The following is a 17,249-nucleotide window of genomic DNA, read 5'->3' on the forward strand; positions in this document are numbered from 1 at the left end:
TTTACTGAGGCAGTCAGCGTTCGGCATATTCCGCGGGCGTCTCCACCGCTGCGAGTCCGCGCTCGAGGCGCTCGATGACAGCTGCCCGGGGGGCGGGCCTGCCGAAGTAGAAGCCCTGCGCATTGGTCACACCCAACGCGCGCAAGCGGCCAGCAGCCGATTCGTTCTCGACGCCCTCCACGACCATGGCGTGCCCGAGCGTGTCCATGTAGCCGCGCAGCGCCTTCACCATTTCGCGCTGGCGCACGTCATCGAGGTCGGGAACGAGGGTGCGGTCGAGTTTCAGGACGTCCATCGGCAGCCGCACCAGCGCCCCCACCGACGACTGCTCGGCGCCGTAGTCGTCGAGCGCAATCATCAGGCCGCGCCCGCGGAGGTTGACCGCCTGCAGGCGCAACTCCTCGGAGACCACGCGCAACGACCGTTCATTCAACTCCAGGCACAGGTCGACGCCAGGAAATCGCTTCGGCACGCCTTGCAGGAAGTCGCCGAGGTTGGTCGGCAGTATTTGCTTGGCTTCGAGGTTGACCGCCATCATGGTGACCGTCGGGGCCACCTGGCGGAACTGTACAGCGGCATCCATCGCCTGTTCGATGACCTGGCGGGTGAGGGCGTCCATGCGCCCCAGCCGTTTCGCCTTGTCGACCAGTGACGATGGCGAGACCGGGCCAACATCGGGGTCGGTGTATCGCACCAGCGCCTCGAAGCCCCAGATGCGATCTTCAAGGATATTGACGATCGGCTGGTAGACCACGGTCAGCAGCTGCTCGTCGATCGCCCGGGCCACCACGTCGTTGATGCGCGAGGAGCGGTGTGGCGAAATGCTCACAGAACCGCCGCCACGCCGCCCCAATTTCTTCATGTCGAGCATGCTGCGGTCGGCATCGATCACCAGTGCGGCAAGATCGGTCTCACGGTGTGCGGAGTAGGCCAGGCCAACACTGACCGACACCGAGACCTCCTTCTGTTTGTCAACCAGTCGCACCGAGACCCCGGCCTCGATGATGATGCGCTCGGCGACCTGACGCGCCTCCGTCAGCGACCCCAATTCGGTGAGGATGACGACGAACTCGTCGCCGCCGACCCGAAACACCAGGTCTCCCGGGCGCACAGCTGCCTGTAACCGTTCGGCCAGCGTGCGAAGCATCAGGTCGCCGGCGTGGTGGCCGTACTGGTCGTTGTAACCCTTGAACTGGTCGATGTCGATGAACAACACCGCAATGGCCTCGGAGTAGGCGCGGTTGTCGTTGATGCGTTCGAGGCTCTGTTGAAAGGCACGGTAGTTCGGCAGGTCCGTGAGGTGGTCGGTGTTCGCCTCCAGGGTGAGACTGTCAACGCTGCGACCCAACTGACTGTGCATCCACAGCAGTTTGACCAGCAGCACACCGCCGAGCCCGGTCGCGACGACGGCAACGCCGCCCAGCGCGTAGACCTGCCACCCGGGCGGGCCGCCGGAAACGATCACCAGCACCAGGGCGACCAGCACGATGGCGACCAGCACGATCGGCAACGCCAGGAGCATCCTGCGGGGTCTGCCCGGGTGCTCCGTTCGAGCTCTCGTCTTCGAGATGGTGGCCGTCATGAAACCCAAGACTAGCCGTCGGCACCCCGGGTGGCCGCCTGTTGCGGGTCACGAACCACCCAGATCGACGTCAAGGCCTCGTTCCCGAGAACGATCGACGGGGCGGCGGCTCTCGCGCTGCCGGTGGTGGAGTCGTCTGCCGGGACGATCTCCACCTGGGTGCCCGAGCCGAAGGGGCGTTGTTCGATCACCCGGATCAGGCAGTCCAGGTGCACATCGAGGTCTTCCAGATAGCGCAGCAGCACCGGGTCGTCGTCGCAGATTCGTGCCACCACTCCGCTGTCACCGGCCTGCAGCTCGGTCAGCGGCACCGCATCCGGCATGATGACCGTGCCGTCGGGCCCGGGGATCGGATCACCGTGCGGATCGCGGGTCGGCTGGCCCAGCTTGGCGTCGATGCGGTTGAGCATGAGGTCGGAGATCGCGTGTTCCAGCACCTCGGCCTCGGCGTGCACCTGATCCCAGCGGTAGCCGAGCTCGGCGACCAGGTAGGTCTCGATCAGGCGATGCCGCCTGACCATCGCCTTGCCCATCTGCTGGCCCTCACCGGTCAACTCGATGGACGCATACGGGCGGTGGTGCACCAGCTCGAGACTGGTCAGCCGGCCGATCATGTTCGAGACCGATGACGGCGCGACGCCCAGCCTGCGGGCCAGCCACGATGTGGTGACTGGGGCGTCGGACCACTCGTTGGCGGCGTAGATGACCTTCAGGTAGTCCTGCATGACCGGGCTGAGCGCGCTCTCGCCGGCCCCCTCCGTCCCGATCGCATCAACAGCCACGGCACAATCCTAAAGCGCGTGCGCCGTGATGGACTGGTAGGCCTCGGCAAGCCTGTCCGGGGTGAGCACCTCACCGACCGGGCCGTGGGCCAGCAGTCGCCGGTTGAGCAGCAGCGCGTGGTCATAGTAATCGGTAGCTGTGACGAGATCATGATGCACGACCAAGATCGTCGCCCCGGCGTCGCGCAGCTCGTGCAGAATTTGAACGATCAGCCGTTCGCTGGTGGCATCCACACCGACGAACGGTTCGTCGAGAAGGATGATGTCGGCCTGCTGCGCCAGCGCTCTGGCCAGGAAGACCCGTTGCTGCTGGCCACCGGAGAGCGTACCGATCTGCTGGAGCGCATGATCGGACATGCCGACCTTGTTCAGGCAGTCCCGGGCGATCGCCCTCTCGTGCTTACCCGGGCGGCGGAACACTCCGAGCCGGGGGTAGGTTCCGAGAAGTGCCGTATCGAGGGCGTTGATGGGAAAATTCCAGTCGACGTCGCCGCGCTGCGGAACGTAGGCGATCTGTTTGCGCACGGCGCCGACGGGCCGGCCGAAGATGGTGACCTCTCCGGCATCCGGCTCGATCAGTTTCAGTATCCCCTTCAGCAGTGTGGACTTTCCCGCACCGTTCGGGCCGACGATGGCGGTCATGGTGCCTGGGGCAGCCCGGAAGCTCACGTCGGTGACGGCGCTCGTGCCGAAGTAGGAGATCGAGAGATTTCGAACCTCGATGGCCGGCTGCCTCATTGCGTCAGCCCGGCGTGGATCTGGGTGATGTTGAAGGTGAGCATCTTCAGGTAGCTCTCGCCGTCGCCGCCGGGAGTACCCAGTTCGTCGGAGAAGATCTTTCCGTGAATGGGGGTTCCGGTCTCGGCCGATATCGTCTCCATCGGCCGGGGGTCGACGTTGGATTCGAGGAACAGCACCGGCACGCCGGTCGAGCGCACCAGGGCGACCAGGGCGTTGATCTGCGCCGGCGTGCCCTGCTCGTCGGTGTCGATCTCCCAGATGTAGCCGGGGGTCAACCCGTACGTCTCGGTCATGTACTGGTAGGCGTGTTCGCTGGTGACCAGCACCCGGTGCTCAGCGGGAATCTCGGCGATCTTGTCGTGGTAGAGCTGGTCGATCGCCTCGATCTTTTCGAGGTAGGCGGCACCGTTCGCCTCATACACGGCCGCGTTCTCGGGGTCGTTGGCCATCAGAGCGTCACGGATGTTCGAGGCGTAGATGAGCCCGACGGTGGGGTCGAGGAAGGCGTGCGGGTTCATCTCCTCGGCGGCACCGTCTTCGGAGGCCAGGTAACGCGGCTCGACCCCGGCGCTGGATTCCACGACCTGGGTCGAGTCGATATCTTTGCCCACCGATTCGAGGAGGGCCGGAAACCAGCCGCCGCCGAACTCCATGTTCAGTCCGTTCCAGACCACCATGTCGGCATCTGTCGCCTTCCTGACGTCGAGGGGCAGCGGCGTGTACTCGTGCGGGTCGACGCCGAGCGGAACAATGCTGTGAATCTCGACCAGGTCGCCGCCGATCGCCTGCACCATGTCGCCGAGGATCGAGAAGGTGGTCACCACCTGGAGTTTGTTGCTGTCCGGCGCCGTTTTGGCCCGTTCGTCTCCCGCCGTTGCACTGCAGGAGGCGAGCGAAAGCGCCAGGAGCACAGCCGCGGAGGCTGCGGAAATCTTACGGAACAAGAACTTCTCCAAATCAGTCGTGGGTGCAGCGATGGTGGGGCGGTCTCAGCCCATGGCCAGCACGCGGGCGCGCCGCGCGGACAATTGGCGCCGGATCACGCCGTGCGTGGGTGCGAACAGGAACGCGACGAGGAACCCGGCGGCGCCGACCAGCACGATCGCCGCGCCCGACGGCAGGTTGTAGCTGAAGCTGAAGTAGAGCCCGCCGGCCGACGAGAGCACGCCGAGTGCAGCGGCGAGCAGAATCATCCGCGGCAGGCTATCCGTGAGCAGGTAGGCGGTCGAGGCCGGAACGATCAGCATCGCCACCACCAGGATGATGCCGACGGTCTGAAGGGACGCCACGGTGACCAGGGTCAGCATGGTCATGAGCAGGTAGTGCAGGCCCTTGGTGGAGAGGCCGTAGGCGGCCGCCATGGTGGGGTCGAACGATGAGACCTGCAACTCCTTGTACAGGGCGGCGGCGACCAGGAGCACGAGCGCGCCGACGATCACGGTGATCCACATGTCGGAGGTGCGCACCGCAAGCACATTTCCGAACAGGATCTTGGTCAGGTCGGTGCTGGTCGGCGACAGCGAGACCATCACCACTCCGAGCGCGAACATGGCGGTGAAGACGATGCCGATGACGGCGTCGTTCTTCAGCCGACTGTTCTGGTTCACGTACCCGATCCCCAGGGCGGTCAGGAGGCCGGCGACGAGGGCTCCGGGAAAGAAGCTGATGCCGAGCAGAAAGGACGCGGCGATTCCGGGGAGTACGGCGTGCGAGATCGCGTCGCCCATCAGCGCGAGGCCGCGCAGGATGGTGAACGAGCCGATCACCCCGCAGAGGATCCCGACGACGACGGCTGTGACCAGCGCCTTCTTCAGGTAGTCGTACTCGACCAGTGCTTCAAGGAATTCCATTTGGCCCCTTTCCCGGCGCGGTCATGGATCGTTGCTGTTTTAAGAGTGCATAACTCAAAAGTTAGTCGCACCTAAATAATAGTAGAGGGGCGGGCAACACGTTGGCCAGTCCCGACCGGTGGTTCCCCCGGACGACTCGCTAAAAGTGAGCGGAACTTCTACGCTTGAGCTCATGCTGACTCCTCGTTCCACGCACACCGTCGTGCGCGCATCCGTCGCCGCAGTCGCCTCGTCGATACTGATCTTCGCGCTCGCGGGCTGCTCCCCCGGGCCTATCACCCCGGGCGGCCCCGTGTCGGCAAGCCCGATGACGACCGAGCCGGAGACTCCGGCCCCGGGCGAAGCGCCCACCGAGGAGCAGCCGTCTGCGGAGGAGCCCGCCGCAGACGTTCCAGCGGGCACCTGCCTGGTCGGCTCGTGGGTGATGCCCGGCGACCAGATGCAGTCGTTCTATAACCAAGCCATCGGCGACAGCCCCGCCGACCTGACCGTCTCCGGACAGGTGCTCGTCGACTTCACCGGCGAGGGCACCTATGAATACACCCCCGACTTCACACTGCTTCTGGAGATCATGTCGGTGGAGGCAGTCGGAAACCTGACCGGGAGCATCCGCGGCGAGTACGCCTCTGACGATGGCATCATCATCACCAGCAACAACGCCAACGACGTCGAGCTGAAACTGTTGATTGACGGGCAGCCGATGGATGGCACCGAGCAGTTCGAGCAGATGATGGCGATCTCGCCGATCAATGACGCCCCCTACGAGTGCAGTGGCGACACTGCGACGATCATGTTTGCCACCGGCGATAAAAATCCGCGCACTCCGGTGCAGCTGACCCGCGTGGGGTAGTCGCCGCCGGTAGCACCAGCACGCCGCCCGGATTCGAGAGATTTCTCGTTCCTTCAGATCCCTCAGCCCGCGGAACCTTTCCCCATGCGCTCGTCGAGGTGTCGGGAAGCGACTACCCTGAGACCAAAACCCTGCGCAGCCGCTTCAGGACAGGCAGAGGCAGAACGGATGCCCAGCCGGGTCGAGATACACCCGGAACGTGGTTCCCGGCTGAAACTCCGCCTTGCTGGCACCCAACGCGAGCACCTCGGCTTCACCCTCGTCGAGGTCGGGCACCATCAGATCAAGGTGCATCTGCTGTGGGCTGGTCTGACCCGGCCAATCCGGGGCTCGGTAGTCGGCGACCTGCTGGAAAGAGATGCAGTCTGAACCATCTTCGGGACGGATCTCCACCCAGTCACTTTCAACCGATGGCTTCCAACCGAGGATCTCGCCGTAGAACTTCGCCAGGGCCACGGCGTCTGGGCAATCGATCACGATTCCGGGAAAGCGTGCAATAGTCATAGGCGCACTTTACGGCGCCTGGGCGGTGCGCGGTAGACGGAACCTGTGGCGAAAAGATGGCTCGACGGGTTGACGGCGGGCACGCCAGCACAAGCCGCGAGAGGTGAGTCGTTGCTGGATTGAGGCGTTCTTTCCAGCAACGACTGCACTCTCGCAGACGTTTTGTGGGATTAGAACGCTAGGCGATGCCGCCGCCGTCGACGACCAGCGCCGACCCGGTGACGTAGCTGGCGGCGTCTGAGGCCAGCCAAACGACGGCTGCCGCTACTTCTTCGGGCTCACCCATGCGCTGCAGCGGGCGATCGGCCGATTCGGCCAGGAACGAGTCGGTGGACTGCGCCAGTTGGCGGGCCTCTTCGCGCAGCATGCCGGTGTTCACGTCGCCCGGGTTGACCGAGTTGACGCGGATGCCGGCCGGGCCGTGATCGATCGCGAGCGCCCGGGTCATGTTGACCACGGCTCCCTTCGACGCGCAGTAGCTGAGCGCGCGGCCGCCGCCTTTGAGCCCCCAGCCGGAGCCTGTGTTCACGATCGCGCCGCCCCCCGCGGCCGTCATCACCGGCACCACGTGCTTGCACATCAAGAAGATCGAGCGCACGTTCACACCGAAGACCAGATCCCATTCGTCGACCTCGATCTCGGTCGCGGTCTTGCGCTTGATGATGCCGGCATTGTTGAAGACCACGTTGACGCTGCCGAACTCGGCCACCACGGTGTCGATGACCCGCTTCACGTCGGCCTCATTGGAGACATCGGCGGTGATCGCGACGGCTTCGCCCCCGGCCGCACGAATCTCGGCCGCGACTTTCTCGCCGGCCTCAGCCTGCAGGTCGACGACAGCGACGGATGCGCCCTCAGCGGCGAACGCGAGTGCGGTGGCGCGGCCAATGCCGCCGGCGCCGCCCGTGACGATGGCCTTCTTGTTCTTCAGTTGCATGGTGGTGCTCCTTATGGTTCTGGTGTCTCTTGGGGTCTTGGTGGACTGGTGTCGGTGGGGCTGGGGTGAAGTTGAGTTGGGGCTGGGGTGGGGCGAAGTTGGGCGTCCGCAAAAACTCAGGAGGTGCGGGGATCCAGGCTCCTAGAGCGGCCGGCTGGTCTCTGCTCCTGAATTTTTACACTGTATGTGACGGGTGGGCGGCGGCTGGGATGGCGGGGCAGGGGTTGGCCCGGGTTGAGAGCGGTGGGCGTGACGGCCGGAAAATGCCGGATGTCGTGGCTGGCATCTGCAAAAGTTCAGGAGATGCAGGGCTCCGAGCTTCTAATGGGGTTGGCTGGCCTCATTTCCTGAATTTTTGTGGTGCAGGGTGGTCGTTGGGTTGGCGAGTCAGTGGGGTGAGCGGGAGAGCGCGGGTGGGGCGTCAGCTGGTGGCGGCGACCCGGTAGACGACGGCGGACTGCACACCGGTGGTCACCCGGATGTAGCCGGTGAGCGACCGGTCGAGGTCGGCGTCGCCCGTGTCGACCAGCAGCGGCCGCCCGGCCAGCGCGGTGATCTTCGACTCGGTGGCGACCACCCTCAAGGGGTCAGGGCCGAGCGCGCGCAGCACCCGGGCCGAGATCTGTTGGTTTCCACGGCCGAGCAGAAAACCCTGCCCGCCGATCACGGTCACCATGGCTTTCGCCTCGCCCTCGTGGGCGGACAGCAATTCGAGCAGCTCGCCCTCCGACGCGTCAAGTTTCACGATCTGGCCGTCTTGCACCGCGTCAACGCCGAGCGGCGTGTTCGGCACCCCGAGCTGCGCGGCCACCTCGCGGCAGGTGCCGCCGGGTCCGAGCAGGTACAGCGTGCCCGGCCGCATCGCGTCGATCACGCCGCGGGCGGCCAGGCCGACCGCGGCCGTCTCGGAGGCTGCCGTGGCAGACTTTCGGGACTGGGTGCGGCCCACAACGAACGGAACATTGACCAGCGCGTAAAGTTTCGGGTCGACCCGACCCTCCCGAATCTGTTCCTCGTCAACGTCGAGCACCTCGCGCTCAGCCAGCGGCAGTGTGGGGTCGGAGATCCAGCGTGCGGCCAGCGCCCCCGCCGCGGCCGGGCTGACGGCGAAACAGCCGGAGTACATCTTCACTCCGGCCGGCACGCCCAGGATGGGCACGGGGTGCTGCGGGTGCCCTTCGACACGATTCGGGCTCGCAGGTGCGCTCGAATCCCTCACGGAAGGGGTTTGCGTGGCGGCCAGCGCCGCCGCCACATCGCGTGCCGTGCCGTCGCCGCCGACGAAGAGCACCAGCCCGGCGCCTGCCGCCACCAGTGCGGCGGCCGCCCCGGTGGTGTCAGCCCCGGTGGTTTCAACACGGCTGGCCTTGGGTCGCACGGAGTGAGCCCCAGCGGAATCGGCCGGGGTGGCTTCTGCTCTGGCAGCACCGGCACCTTGGGCATCAGCTCCGTCCGTGTCGGCTTCAGCGGTGTCGGCTCCAGCGGTATCGGCTCCGGTGGCACTGAAACCAATAACATCGATACCCATGCCTTTGGTGCACGTTGTGTCAGGCCGGGCGGTAACGGTACCCGTAGTCTCGGTACCCCCGGTGTGGGCTCCCATGGTCTCGGTCCGGGTGGCTTCAGCTCCGGCGGCTTCAATTCTGATGCCTTCGGAGGAGCCGCTTGTCGGCGACGTGGGGGTGTAGACGACGCGGGCGGAAAGGCCCGCGGCGGCGACGGCATCCGCCCCCATGGAGCCGGCGGCCGTCAGTACCGTCGCCCCGGGATGTTCGGCGGCGATCACCTCGAGCGCTCGGAGCGCCCGCTCGCCGGCGCGCGCCGTCGCTCCTCGGGCCAGCGCCGCCGCTTGCACGGCGGCGCCGTCACTGCCCTTGAGCCCGGCCGGCCCGCCAACCCCGGCGACGGGGTTGACGAGCAGGCCGATGACGCGATCCATGGACACGCGCTCCTAGCTGAAGTACTTGCGCTGGTAGGCGCGCCAGGTGATGGCCCACTTCTCCGGGTCATCCAGGGTGTCTTCGTGCGTGCGGTGCACCGTCTGGTTGTGCGGTGCGGTGCGCACGATCTCTGGGTTCTCCCTGGCCTCGCGGGCCACCTGAGTGAGCGCGTCGGCGTATTCGTCGAGTTCGTCCTTCGAGTACGCCTCGGTCGGCTCGAGGGTGAACGGCTCCGGCACCACGTAGGGGTGGTGGCTGGTCCAGTAGTGCATGCCGTAGTCAGACATCCGCACCCCGATCTGCTCGGTGGTGATGCCGGTGTCGGCGTGCAGTTCCTCCCACGAGTAGCGCACCTGCTCGATGCGGCGGCGTCCCTCGGCGTAGGGCGCGGTCGCGCCCGGAATCTCGAGCACCCGCTTCATCAGGTAGTTGTTGTTCAGCACGGCGATCTCGGCAACTTCGCGCAGACCCTCGGCGCCGAGCGCCATGATCCACGAGTAGGCGCGCACCAGGTTGGGCACCACACCGTAGAACGGGGCCACCTTGCCGATCGACTGCGGCCGGTCACGGTTCAACGAGAACCGGTCGCCGTCGCGCACGATCACCGGGCCCGGCAGGAACGGTTCGAGTGCCTCAGACACCGCGCTGGCGCCGGCACCGGGGCCGCCGCACGCGTGCGGGGTGGAGAACGTCTTGTGCAGGTTGAAGTGGCACACGTCGAAGCCGGCCTCGCGGGCACGCGTGATGCCCAGGATGCCGTTGGCGTTCGCCTGGTCGTACGAGGCGAGCGCGCCGACCGAGTGCGCCAGGTCGACCCACTCCTTGACCCGCGGGTTGAAGATTCCGGTGTCTTCGGGGTTCGTGATCATGATCGCGGCGGTGCGCGGCCCGATCACCGCCCGCAGGGCATCGGCGTCGGGGTAGCCGTCGGCATCCGGGTGCAGCGTGATCACCTTGTAGCCGGCCGCCTTCGCGGTGGCCGCGTTCGACGGGTGGCTGAAGATGGTCGTGATCACTTCGTCACGCTGGTCGGCCTCGCCGCGGGAGGCGTGGTACGCGCGGATCATCGAGATGTTCATCCAGATCGCGGTCGAGCCGCCGCTGGTGTGCAACGACACGGCGTGCATGCCGGAGATCTCGGCGATCATGCGCTCCAGGCGCCAGATCAAATCGAGGATGCCCTGCACATCGGCCTCGTTCTGCAGCGGGTGCAGGTCGACCAGTTTGGTGGTGCGGATCAGGGCGTCGTTCACCTTGGGCGAGTACTTCATGGTGCAGGTGCCCTGGCCGACATCGATGTTCAGGTCGGCGCCGAGGTTCTGCTGGCTGAGGCGCAGGTAGTGGCGCAGCACGCGCATCTGCGCCATTTCGGGCAGCGCGGCCTTCTTCTTGCGGCGCAGGCTCACCGGCAGGTTGGCGACCACGTCGCCGACGGCCGAGCGCACGCCCGGCTCGGGCCGGGAGACGAGCACGCCGCGCTCCCCGGGGGTGCTCAGCTCGAAGATGATCTTCTCATCCCAGCTGGCCTGATGAAAACGACGGACGGCGGGCTTGGGCGCAACGGGGAGGCTCATGCGTTCTTCTCCTGGGTGTTGGTGACGGCGGCGTTCGCGGTGACGGCGGCGATGGCCGTGACCAGACGGTCGATGTCGGTCTGACTGTTCATTTCTGTGACGCAGACGAGCAGTTCGTACTCGCCGATGACCACGCCGGGCTCGATGCCCTGGCCGCGGAGGGTCTCGACCACGGAGTGGGCGGAGACGGAGCTGGAGGAGAAATCCACCACGAACTCGCGCAGGTGCAGCGCCGAGTCGGTGAGCTCGACCCCGGGAAGTGCCGCCAACTCTTGCTGGGCGTACTGGGTGCGTGCCAGCAGGGTCTCGCCGAGTTCGGCCATCCCCTCCGGTCCCATCAGGGCGAGGTAGACGCCGGCGGCGATTCCCCAGAGTGCGGCGGCGGTGCCGACCCACTCCTTGCCCTCTTCGCGCAGCGCGAACGAGGTTCGGTCGTAGGCGACGTCGCCGAAGCCGTATTCGCCGGGCACGTCGGTCGACTCGAGGCCGAACAGGCGTGAGGGCATCTCCATGATGAACTTCGGGTCGTCGTGCACCGCGATGAAGCCGCCGTGCGCGCCGCCGAACCACTGGTGCAGCCCGAACGACTGGATGTCGCCGCAGACGATGTCGGCGCCCTGGTCGGCGGGGGGCGTGATCACGCCGTAGCCGACCGGGTCGGTGCCGACCACGAGCACGGCACCGGCCGCGTGGGCGGCATCCGCCAATTCTTGGATGGCCGTCTCGACCGCTCCGGTGAAGCTGGGGGTCTCCAGCCAGATCGCGGCGGTCTGGTCGGTGACCAGCGCCGCGACCGCGGCGACGTCGGCGGTGCCGTTCACCGTCGGCACGAAGACGAGGTCGAGGTTGGGGCTGACGAAGTCTTGCACCCGGGAGAGCTTGTCGGGCATCACGTCGCTGGCGACGATGACGCCACGGCGGCCGGACATGCGGCCGGCCATCGACAACGAGGTCGCGGTGGCCTGAAAGCCGTCGTAGGTGGGCACGTTCACGACGTCCATGTTCAGCAGTTCACCCATCAGCGACTGGTACTGGAACAGCGCCTGGAAGCGGCCGTGGTCCTCATACGGTTCGCCGGCGTATGCGGTGAGGAACTCGCTGCGGTTGATCACCTCGTCGACGACGGTGGGCACGAAGTGGTTGTAGGTGCCGGCGCCGAGAAAGCTGAGGTTCTCCTTGGTCGACACGTTGCTGGACAGCAGCGCCTGCACATGCGAGACCAGGTCTTGCTCGGCGACGAGGGCCTCCGGCAGATCGAGCGGGCGGTTCATTCGAAGGTCGGCGGGGATATCCACATAGAACTCATCGATGGAATCCGCACCGACGGCCTTGAGCATGGCGGCCTTGGTCTCGGGCGCCGAGTTCGGGATGTACGGGTGCACGAACGGTTGGGTCATGTCAGATCCTTACTTTCTGTGAGTTGGAGTTGTGAAGAACGGAGCTGCCGTCTCGCTCGGCGTGGCGAGTACGGCTGCCCCGAATCGAGCCAGGGTGAGGGTGTCGGTCACGGTGGCGCCGGTGAGCAGGTCGGTAGCGCCGACCGGCACGGTGACGGTGATCGCTTCTTTGCCGTGGTTGAGCACGAACGTGAAGTCGGTCGCCCCATCCGTGCGGGTGACCGTCTCCAGATTGGGTTCGTGGTTGTCGCGGGTCGGCAGGCCCGCCGCGGTGAGCACGTCTCGCAGCAGCGCCCTCGTGCCGGCCGGCTCGAGAACAGCACTGACGTACCAGGCGAATCCGTCACCGTGGGCGCGGCGGGTGACGGCAGGTTTTCCGGCAAGTTCGCCACTTGAGTATTCGGCAATCACGTCTGCGGCGAACTCGCCGGCGGTGACCTCGATCCACTCGCTCCAGATCGCGTTCTGATACTCGGCGTCTGCCAGTTGCACGGTTTCGGTGCGGCCGTCATCGATCGGCCAGGTCTCGTCGACCTCCACGCCGAGAAGCGCGCGCAGCGGGCCGGGCGCACCCCCCGGGTGTATGGTCTCGGTCTCGTCGACGACCCCGCTGAAGGGGCCGACCACCAGACGCCCGCCGACGGCCACATACGCTTCGAGCGCCTGGGCCTGCGCGTCGGTTGCCAGATACAGGTTGGGCACGACGACCAGGTCGTAGTCTTCGAACGGCCCTTCAGCCGGCAGCACGTCGACGTTGTGACCGAGCGCGAACAAGCCTGCGTGCCAGGCACGCGTCTGTTCCAACCAGCTCATCCGTTGCGAGGGCAGAGCTTCCGGCGCCGAGCTCGCCCACCAGGCGTCCCAGTCCACGACGAGGCCGACGGATGCGCGCACCCGGGTGCCGCGCACTGCATCCAGCTTCTGCAGCTCGGCGGCAAGCTCGACCGACTCCCGGAAGCTGCGCGAGTTCTCGCCGCGGTGCCCCAAGATCGCCGAATGGTACTTTTCGACCCCGAACACCGGCTGACGCCATTGATTGAACAGCACCCCGTCAGAGCCGTGGGCCACGGCCTGCAATGCCGTGACCCGGGTGTGTCCGGGACTCTTCGGCGGGTTGACGTCGCGCCAGGAGACCGCACTGGTGGAGTGTTCCAACAGCAGCCACGGTTGCCCGCCGCGCAGTGAGCGCATCAGATCGTAGTTCAACGCGGCGGGCACATGGGTGAGCGGGTCAGATGGGTCTGGGTAGGCGTTATCGGTGACCATGTCTACCTCGGCGGCGAACTTCCAATAGTCGGCGTCGCGGCGAAGGCTGATGAAGTTGGTGCTGAGGGCGACCGCGGGTGTGACCGCGCGCAGAATCTCTGTCTCAATCTCGAACAACTCGAACAACGCGTCCGAGGAGAACCGCTGAAAGTCGAGTAGCTGCGCCGGGTTGATCGGGCCGACCGCGGTGCGCGGCGCCTCGATCTGGTCGAATTCAGAGTGGCTGAGGCCCCAGCTCGTGGTGCCCCACGCTCGGTTGAGTTCGGCGATCGTGCCGTACCGAGCCTCGAGCCAGCCACGGAAATGTGCGGACGACACCGGACACCAGCAGCTGCCCACGTGATCCCCGTATTCGTGAGAGACATGCCACATCGCGAGCGCCGGATGGCTGCCATAGCGCTCGGCCATGGTGCGAGACAGGCGGGCGACGTTTTCACGCCAAACGGGCGAGCTCGGGCAGTAGGTCTGTCGGGCGCCGAATTCGAGTCGCTGCCCTGAGGCGTTGGTCGGCAGCATTTCGGGGTGCGCGCGCACCATCCAGATGGGCGGGGTTGCGGTGGCGGTTCCGAGGTTCACACGAATCCCGCCCTCGTGCAGCAAATCCATAATGCGGTCGAGCCAACCAAAGTCGTACTTTCCGGGCGCCATTTCCAGCTGCGACCACGAGAAGATCGCTAACGAAACCAGGTTCACGCCCGCTTCTTGCATCAGGCGGATGTCTTCTGGCCAGACATCTTCTGCCCATTGATCCGGGTGATAGACCGCACCGAACGCCAGGCCTTCAAGGCCGAGCTCTGGCAGTGGACGTGTCACCGTGACTCCTTCGTTCCTACGCCGGATCGAGACGAACCGGCTTGATAACTACTGTATACAGTATTTGGTATTCGTACAAGTTACGATTGCTCGGCTCCGGCATGTTCCCGCGGGCATCACTCCGGGAACGCCCGTGCCGCGCTCGAGGCGCCTACCCACCCGTACAGGCCGCGCCCACCGCGCACCCCGCTAAGTGGGCGAAGACCGAGAATCGTGCCGTGAACGGTCAGGCCGGCTGGGCGAGCAATTCGGCAGCACGCAATTGCGCCAGGGCCCCTCGCCGCTCCTTCTGCGTTTCCGGATCGGGCACCGGCAATGACGCGAGCAATCGACGCGTGTAAGGATCGCGCGGGTCGCCGAGCACTTCGGCGCCCGTGCCCTCCTCCACGAGCTTGCCCCGATACAGCACCCCTATGCGATCCGACAGAATGTCGACGACTGCAAGATCATGACTGATGAACAGCGCCGCAAATTTCAGCTCGGCCTGCAACTCGGCAAACAGTTCAAGGACCCGCGCCTGCACCGAAACATCCAGCGCCGAGGTTGGTTCATCGGCGATCAGAAGCTGCGGGTCCAGGGCCAGCGACCGGGCGAGGCTCGCACGCTGTCGTTGCCCACCACTGAGCTCATGCGGAAACCGCTCACCGTAGCTGTGGGGAAGCTGCACCGATTCCAGCAGCTCACGCACCTTCGCGCGAATCGCGCCCTCGCCGAGTTCCTTGCGATGGATCCAGAGCGGTTCGGCGACGCATTGCTCGATAGTGAGAAGCGGGTTGAAGCTGGAGGCCGGGTCTTGAAAGACAAATCCGATCTGGCTTCGAAACTTCTTGAAGTTGCGCTCCTTCATGCCGTTCATCTCCTCCCCCAGCACCTTCAGCGACCCGCCAGAGACCTTGGTGAGACCAGCGATCGCACGACCGATCGTGGTCTTGCCCGAGCCGGATTCGCCGACCAGGCCAACCACTTCGCCCGGCTGGATCGAGAGGTCGACACCGTCGACCGCCACGAACCCCGGTCGGCCCATGCGCCCGGGGTAGGCGATGCGAAGATTGGATGCCTGCACCACCGGTGCCTGCTCACTGGCCAGAGAATCGCCCGGAGCCGTACGCTCATTCGTTGCGTCAACCCACGCCCCGATCCGCGGAACGGCAGCGAGAAGCTTTTTCGTGTACTCGTGCACCGGGTTGTGGAAGAGCGAATGCACATCGGTCTCTTCGACGACCTCTCCCCGATACATGACCGCGACCCGATCGGCGAGGTCGGCGACCACGCCCATGTTGTGGGTGATCAGCACGATTGAGGCCCCGAACTCGTCTCGGCACCGTCTCAGCAGGTCGAGAATCTCGGCCTGAACGGTCACATCGAGCGCGGTGGTCGGCTCGTCGGCCACGATCAGTCCCGGATTCTGCACGAGCGCCATCGCAATGACGACGCGCTGTTTCTGCCCGCCCGACAATTGGTGGGGGTAGTAGTCCACCCGAATTTCGGGCTCGGGCAGGCCCACCTTGTCGAGAATTTCGATGGCCTTAGTCCGGGCAGCCTTGATGTTGAGGCGGGGGTCGTGGGCGCGCAGCCCCTCGATGATCTGCCAGCCGATCTTGAACACAGGGTTGAGGGCGGTGGAAGGCTCTTGAAAGACCATCGCCACATCTTTGCCGCGAATCGTGCGCAACTTCGATTTGTCCACGCGCACGATATCGTTGGCCGAAGACCCGTCGCGGTTTCGCAGACTGATCGAACCCGAGCTGGTCGCCGTCTCTGGTAGCAGCCCCAGGATTGCTTTGGCGGTCACCGTCTTACCACTACCGGATTCTCCGACGATCGCGAGCACTTCACCGCGGCCTACGGAGATGCTCAGCCCAGTGACCGCTTTCACGGCTCCGTGGTCGGTCGCGAAAGAAATGTTGAGATCTCGGATGGAGAGCACATCGCTCATGATTTCTGTTTGCTTTCCGGTTCGGGATAATAGTTCGCGCCAAGCATTGTGATGAGCGACTCGGTGTCCGGCGCGACAGCAGCGACCGGGTCGACCGACGTCGCGGCCACCGATCCGGCGGTCGCCGCCACCGCCCGGCGGCCACGCAGCCGGGGGTCGGCGAGGTCGTTGAGGCTCTCGCCCACCAGAGTGATCCCGAGTACGGCCAACACGATAGCGAGACCCGGGGGCACCGAGGTCCACCAGATACCGCTGGAGACGTCGGCCAGCGCCTTATTCAGGTCGAACCCCCACTCGGCTGCCGAGGTAGGTTCGATGCCGAATCCCAAGAAGCCGAGACCGGCCAGGGTGAGGATGGCCTCGGATGAGTTGAGGGTGAAGATCAGCGGAAGGCTTCGAGTGGCGTTGCGCAACACGTGCCGGAACATGATCCGCGGGCTGCTCGCACCGAGGACCAGCGCACTCTCGACGTAGGCCTCGTTCTTGATCCGCACCGTTTCGGCTCGGATCACCCGAAAGTATTGCGGGATGAACACGACGGTGATTGAAATTGATGCCGCGAAGATGCCACCCCACAGGCTCGACTGTCCCCCGGAGATGGCTATCGACATGACGATCGCCAGCAGCAGCGTCGGAAAGGCGTAGATCGCATCGCAGATGACCACGAGCATCCGGTCGAGCCAACCCCCGATATAGCCCGAGAGCAGACCGAGGGTCACACCGGCGATGATGGAGAGCAGCACCGCGACGATGACCACGCTCACCGCGGTCTGGGCCCCCCAGATCACCCGGGAGAGCACGTCGTAACCGCCGGTCGTCGTTCCGAGCAGGTGCTTGGGGTTCGGGGCAGACTGGGCGCCGAACAGGCCGCCGTCGTCTCGAAGCTGACTGAAACCGAACGGTGCGATCACCGGGGCGAAGATCGCGGTGAGAATCAGGAGGGCGGTCAGTATCACCCCGGTGAGCAGCATGCCGCGCTGCACGCCCACGCTGCTGCGAGCGTTATTGAGAAATTTCACTCGCGACAGAACTCCGCGTTTGGTGGGGCGCAGGGCCGGTGGCAATGTGGTCGTCATC

Annotated in this window: 14 protein-coding genes; 1 reads left to right on the plus strand and 13 read right to left on the minus strand. The window is 65.5% G+C overall.

Annotation, left to right across the window (positions count from 1 at the left end; genetic code table 11):
- Nucleotides 1-13: 13 nt before the first annotated feature.
- Genes DL891_RS05375 through DL891_RS05395 form a run of 5 tightly spaced genes read right to left on the minus strand, consistent with a single transcriptional unit; the run spans nt 14 to nt 4,955 of the window.
- On the minus strand, nt 14-1,582 hold the full coding sequence (locus DL891_RS05375) for a bifunctional diguanylate cyclase/phosphodiesterase (protein ID WP_157962396.1): 1,569 nt from the start codon (nt 1,580-1,582) through the stop codon (nt 14-16).
- A gap of 11 nt (nt 1,583-1,593) precedes the next feature.
- On the minus strand, nt 1,594-2,364 hold the full coding sequence (locus DL891_RS05380) for a metal-dependent transcriptional regulator (protein WP_232819022.1): 771 nt from the start codon (nt 2,362-2,364) through the stop codon (nt 1,594-1,596).
- 9 nt (nt 2,365-2,373) lie between these two features.
- A complete protein-coding gene (locus DL891_RS05385) occupies nt 2,374-3,102 on the minus strand; it encodes a metal ABC transporter ATP-binding protein (protein WP_111719411.1) in 729 nt (242 codons plus the stop codon).
- Nucleotides 3,099-4,049, minus strand: a complete 951-nt coding sequence (locus DL891_RS05390; RefSeq protein ID WP_157962397.1) for a metal ABC transporter solute-binding protein, Zn/Mn family — start codon at nt 4,047-4,049, stop codon at nt 3,099-3,101. The genes DL891_RS05385 and DL891_RS05390 overlap by 4 nt, the downstream gene beginning before the upstream one ends.
- A 45-nt stretch (nt 4,050-4,094) precedes the next feature.
- Nucleotides 4,095-4,955 carry a metal ABC transporter permease gene (locus tag DL891_RS05395; protein ID WP_111719413.1) on the minus strand — a complete coding sequence of 287 codons (861 nt, stop codon included), beginning with the start codon at nt 4,953-4,955 and terminating at the stop codon, nt 4,095-4,097.
- A 172-nt stretch (nt 4,956-5,127) separates the two neighbouring features.
- On the opposite strand from DL891_RS05395, the gene DL891_RS05400 reads away from it, so the two are divergent.
- Nucleotides 5,128-5,805 carry a hypothetical protein gene (locus DL891_RS05400; protein WP_111719414.1) on the plus strand — a complete coding sequence of 226 codons (678 nt, stop codon included), beginning with the start codon at nt 5,128-5,130 and terminating at the stop codon, nt 5,803-5,805.
- Nucleotides 5,806-5,949: 144 nt separating this feature from the next.
- Here DL891_RS05400 and DL891_RS05405 read toward each other — a convergent pair whose 3' ends face one another.
- The 8 genes from DL891_RS05405 to DL891_RS05440 form a co-directional block, all read right to left on the minus strand.
- Nucleotides 5,950-6,309, minus strand: coding sequence for a VOC family protein (locus DL891_RS05405; protein WP_111719415.1), 360 nt, complete (start codon nt 6,307-6,309; stop codon nt 5,950-5,952).
- Nucleotides 6,310-6,487: 178 nt separating this feature from the next.
- On the minus strand, nt 6,488-7,246 hold the full coding sequence (locus DL891_RS05410; protein ID WP_111719416.1) for an SDR family NAD(P)-dependent oxidoreductase: 759 nt from the start codon (nt 7,244-7,246) through the stop codon (nt 6,488-6,490).
- 421 nt (nt 7,247-7,667) lie between these two features.
- On the minus strand, nt 7,668-9,185 hold the full coding sequence (locus DL891_RS05415; protein WP_111719417.1) for an ATP-NAD kinase family protein: 1,518 nt from the start codon (nt 9,183-9,185) through the stop codon (nt 7,668-7,670).
- 12 nt (nt 9,186-9,197) lie between these two features.
- Nucleotides 9,198-10,760, minus strand: a complete 1,563-nt coding sequence (gcvPB, locus tag DL891_RS05420) for an aminomethyl-transferring glycine dehydrogenase subunit GcvPB (RefSeq protein ID WP_111719418.1) — start codon at nt 10,758-10,760, stop codon at nt 9,198-9,200.
- A complete protein-coding gene (gene gcvPA / locus DL891_RS05425; RefSeq protein WP_111719419.1) occupies nt 10,757-12,157 on the minus strand; it encodes an aminomethyl-transferring glycine dehydrogenase subunit GcvPA in 1,401 nt (466 codons plus the stop codon). The genes gcvPB and gcvPA overlap by 4 nt, the downstream gene beginning before the upstream one ends.
- Nucleotides 12,158-12,166: 9 nt before the next feature.
- Nucleotides 12,167-14,236 carry a beta-galactosidase gene (locus tag DL891_RS05430; RefSeq protein WP_232819023.1) on the minus strand — a complete coding sequence of 690 codons (2,070 nt, stop codon included), beginning with the start codon at nt 14,234-14,236 and terminating at the stop codon, nt 12,167-12,169.
- A 226-nt stretch (nt 14,237-14,462) separates the two neighbouring features.
- Complete coding sequence (locus DL891_RS05435) at nt 14,463-16,172, minus strand: ABC transporter ATP-binding protein (RefSeq protein ID WP_111719420.1); 1,710 nt, start codon at nt 16,170-16,172, stop codon at nt 14,463-14,465.
- Nucleotides 16,169-17,248, minus strand: coding sequence for an ABC transporter permease (locus DL891_RS05440; RefSeq protein WP_111719421.1), 1,080 nt, complete (start codon nt 17,246-17,248; stop codon nt 16,169-16,171). The genes DL891_RS05435 and DL891_RS05440 overlap by 4 nt, the downstream gene beginning before the upstream one ends.
- Nucleotide 17,249 lies beyond the last annotated feature (1 nt).

This window comes from Homoserinimonas sp. OAct 916 (genome assembly GCF_003260275.1).
Lineage (GTDB): Bacteria > Actinomycetota > Actinomycetes > Actinomycetales > Microbacteriaceae > OACT-916.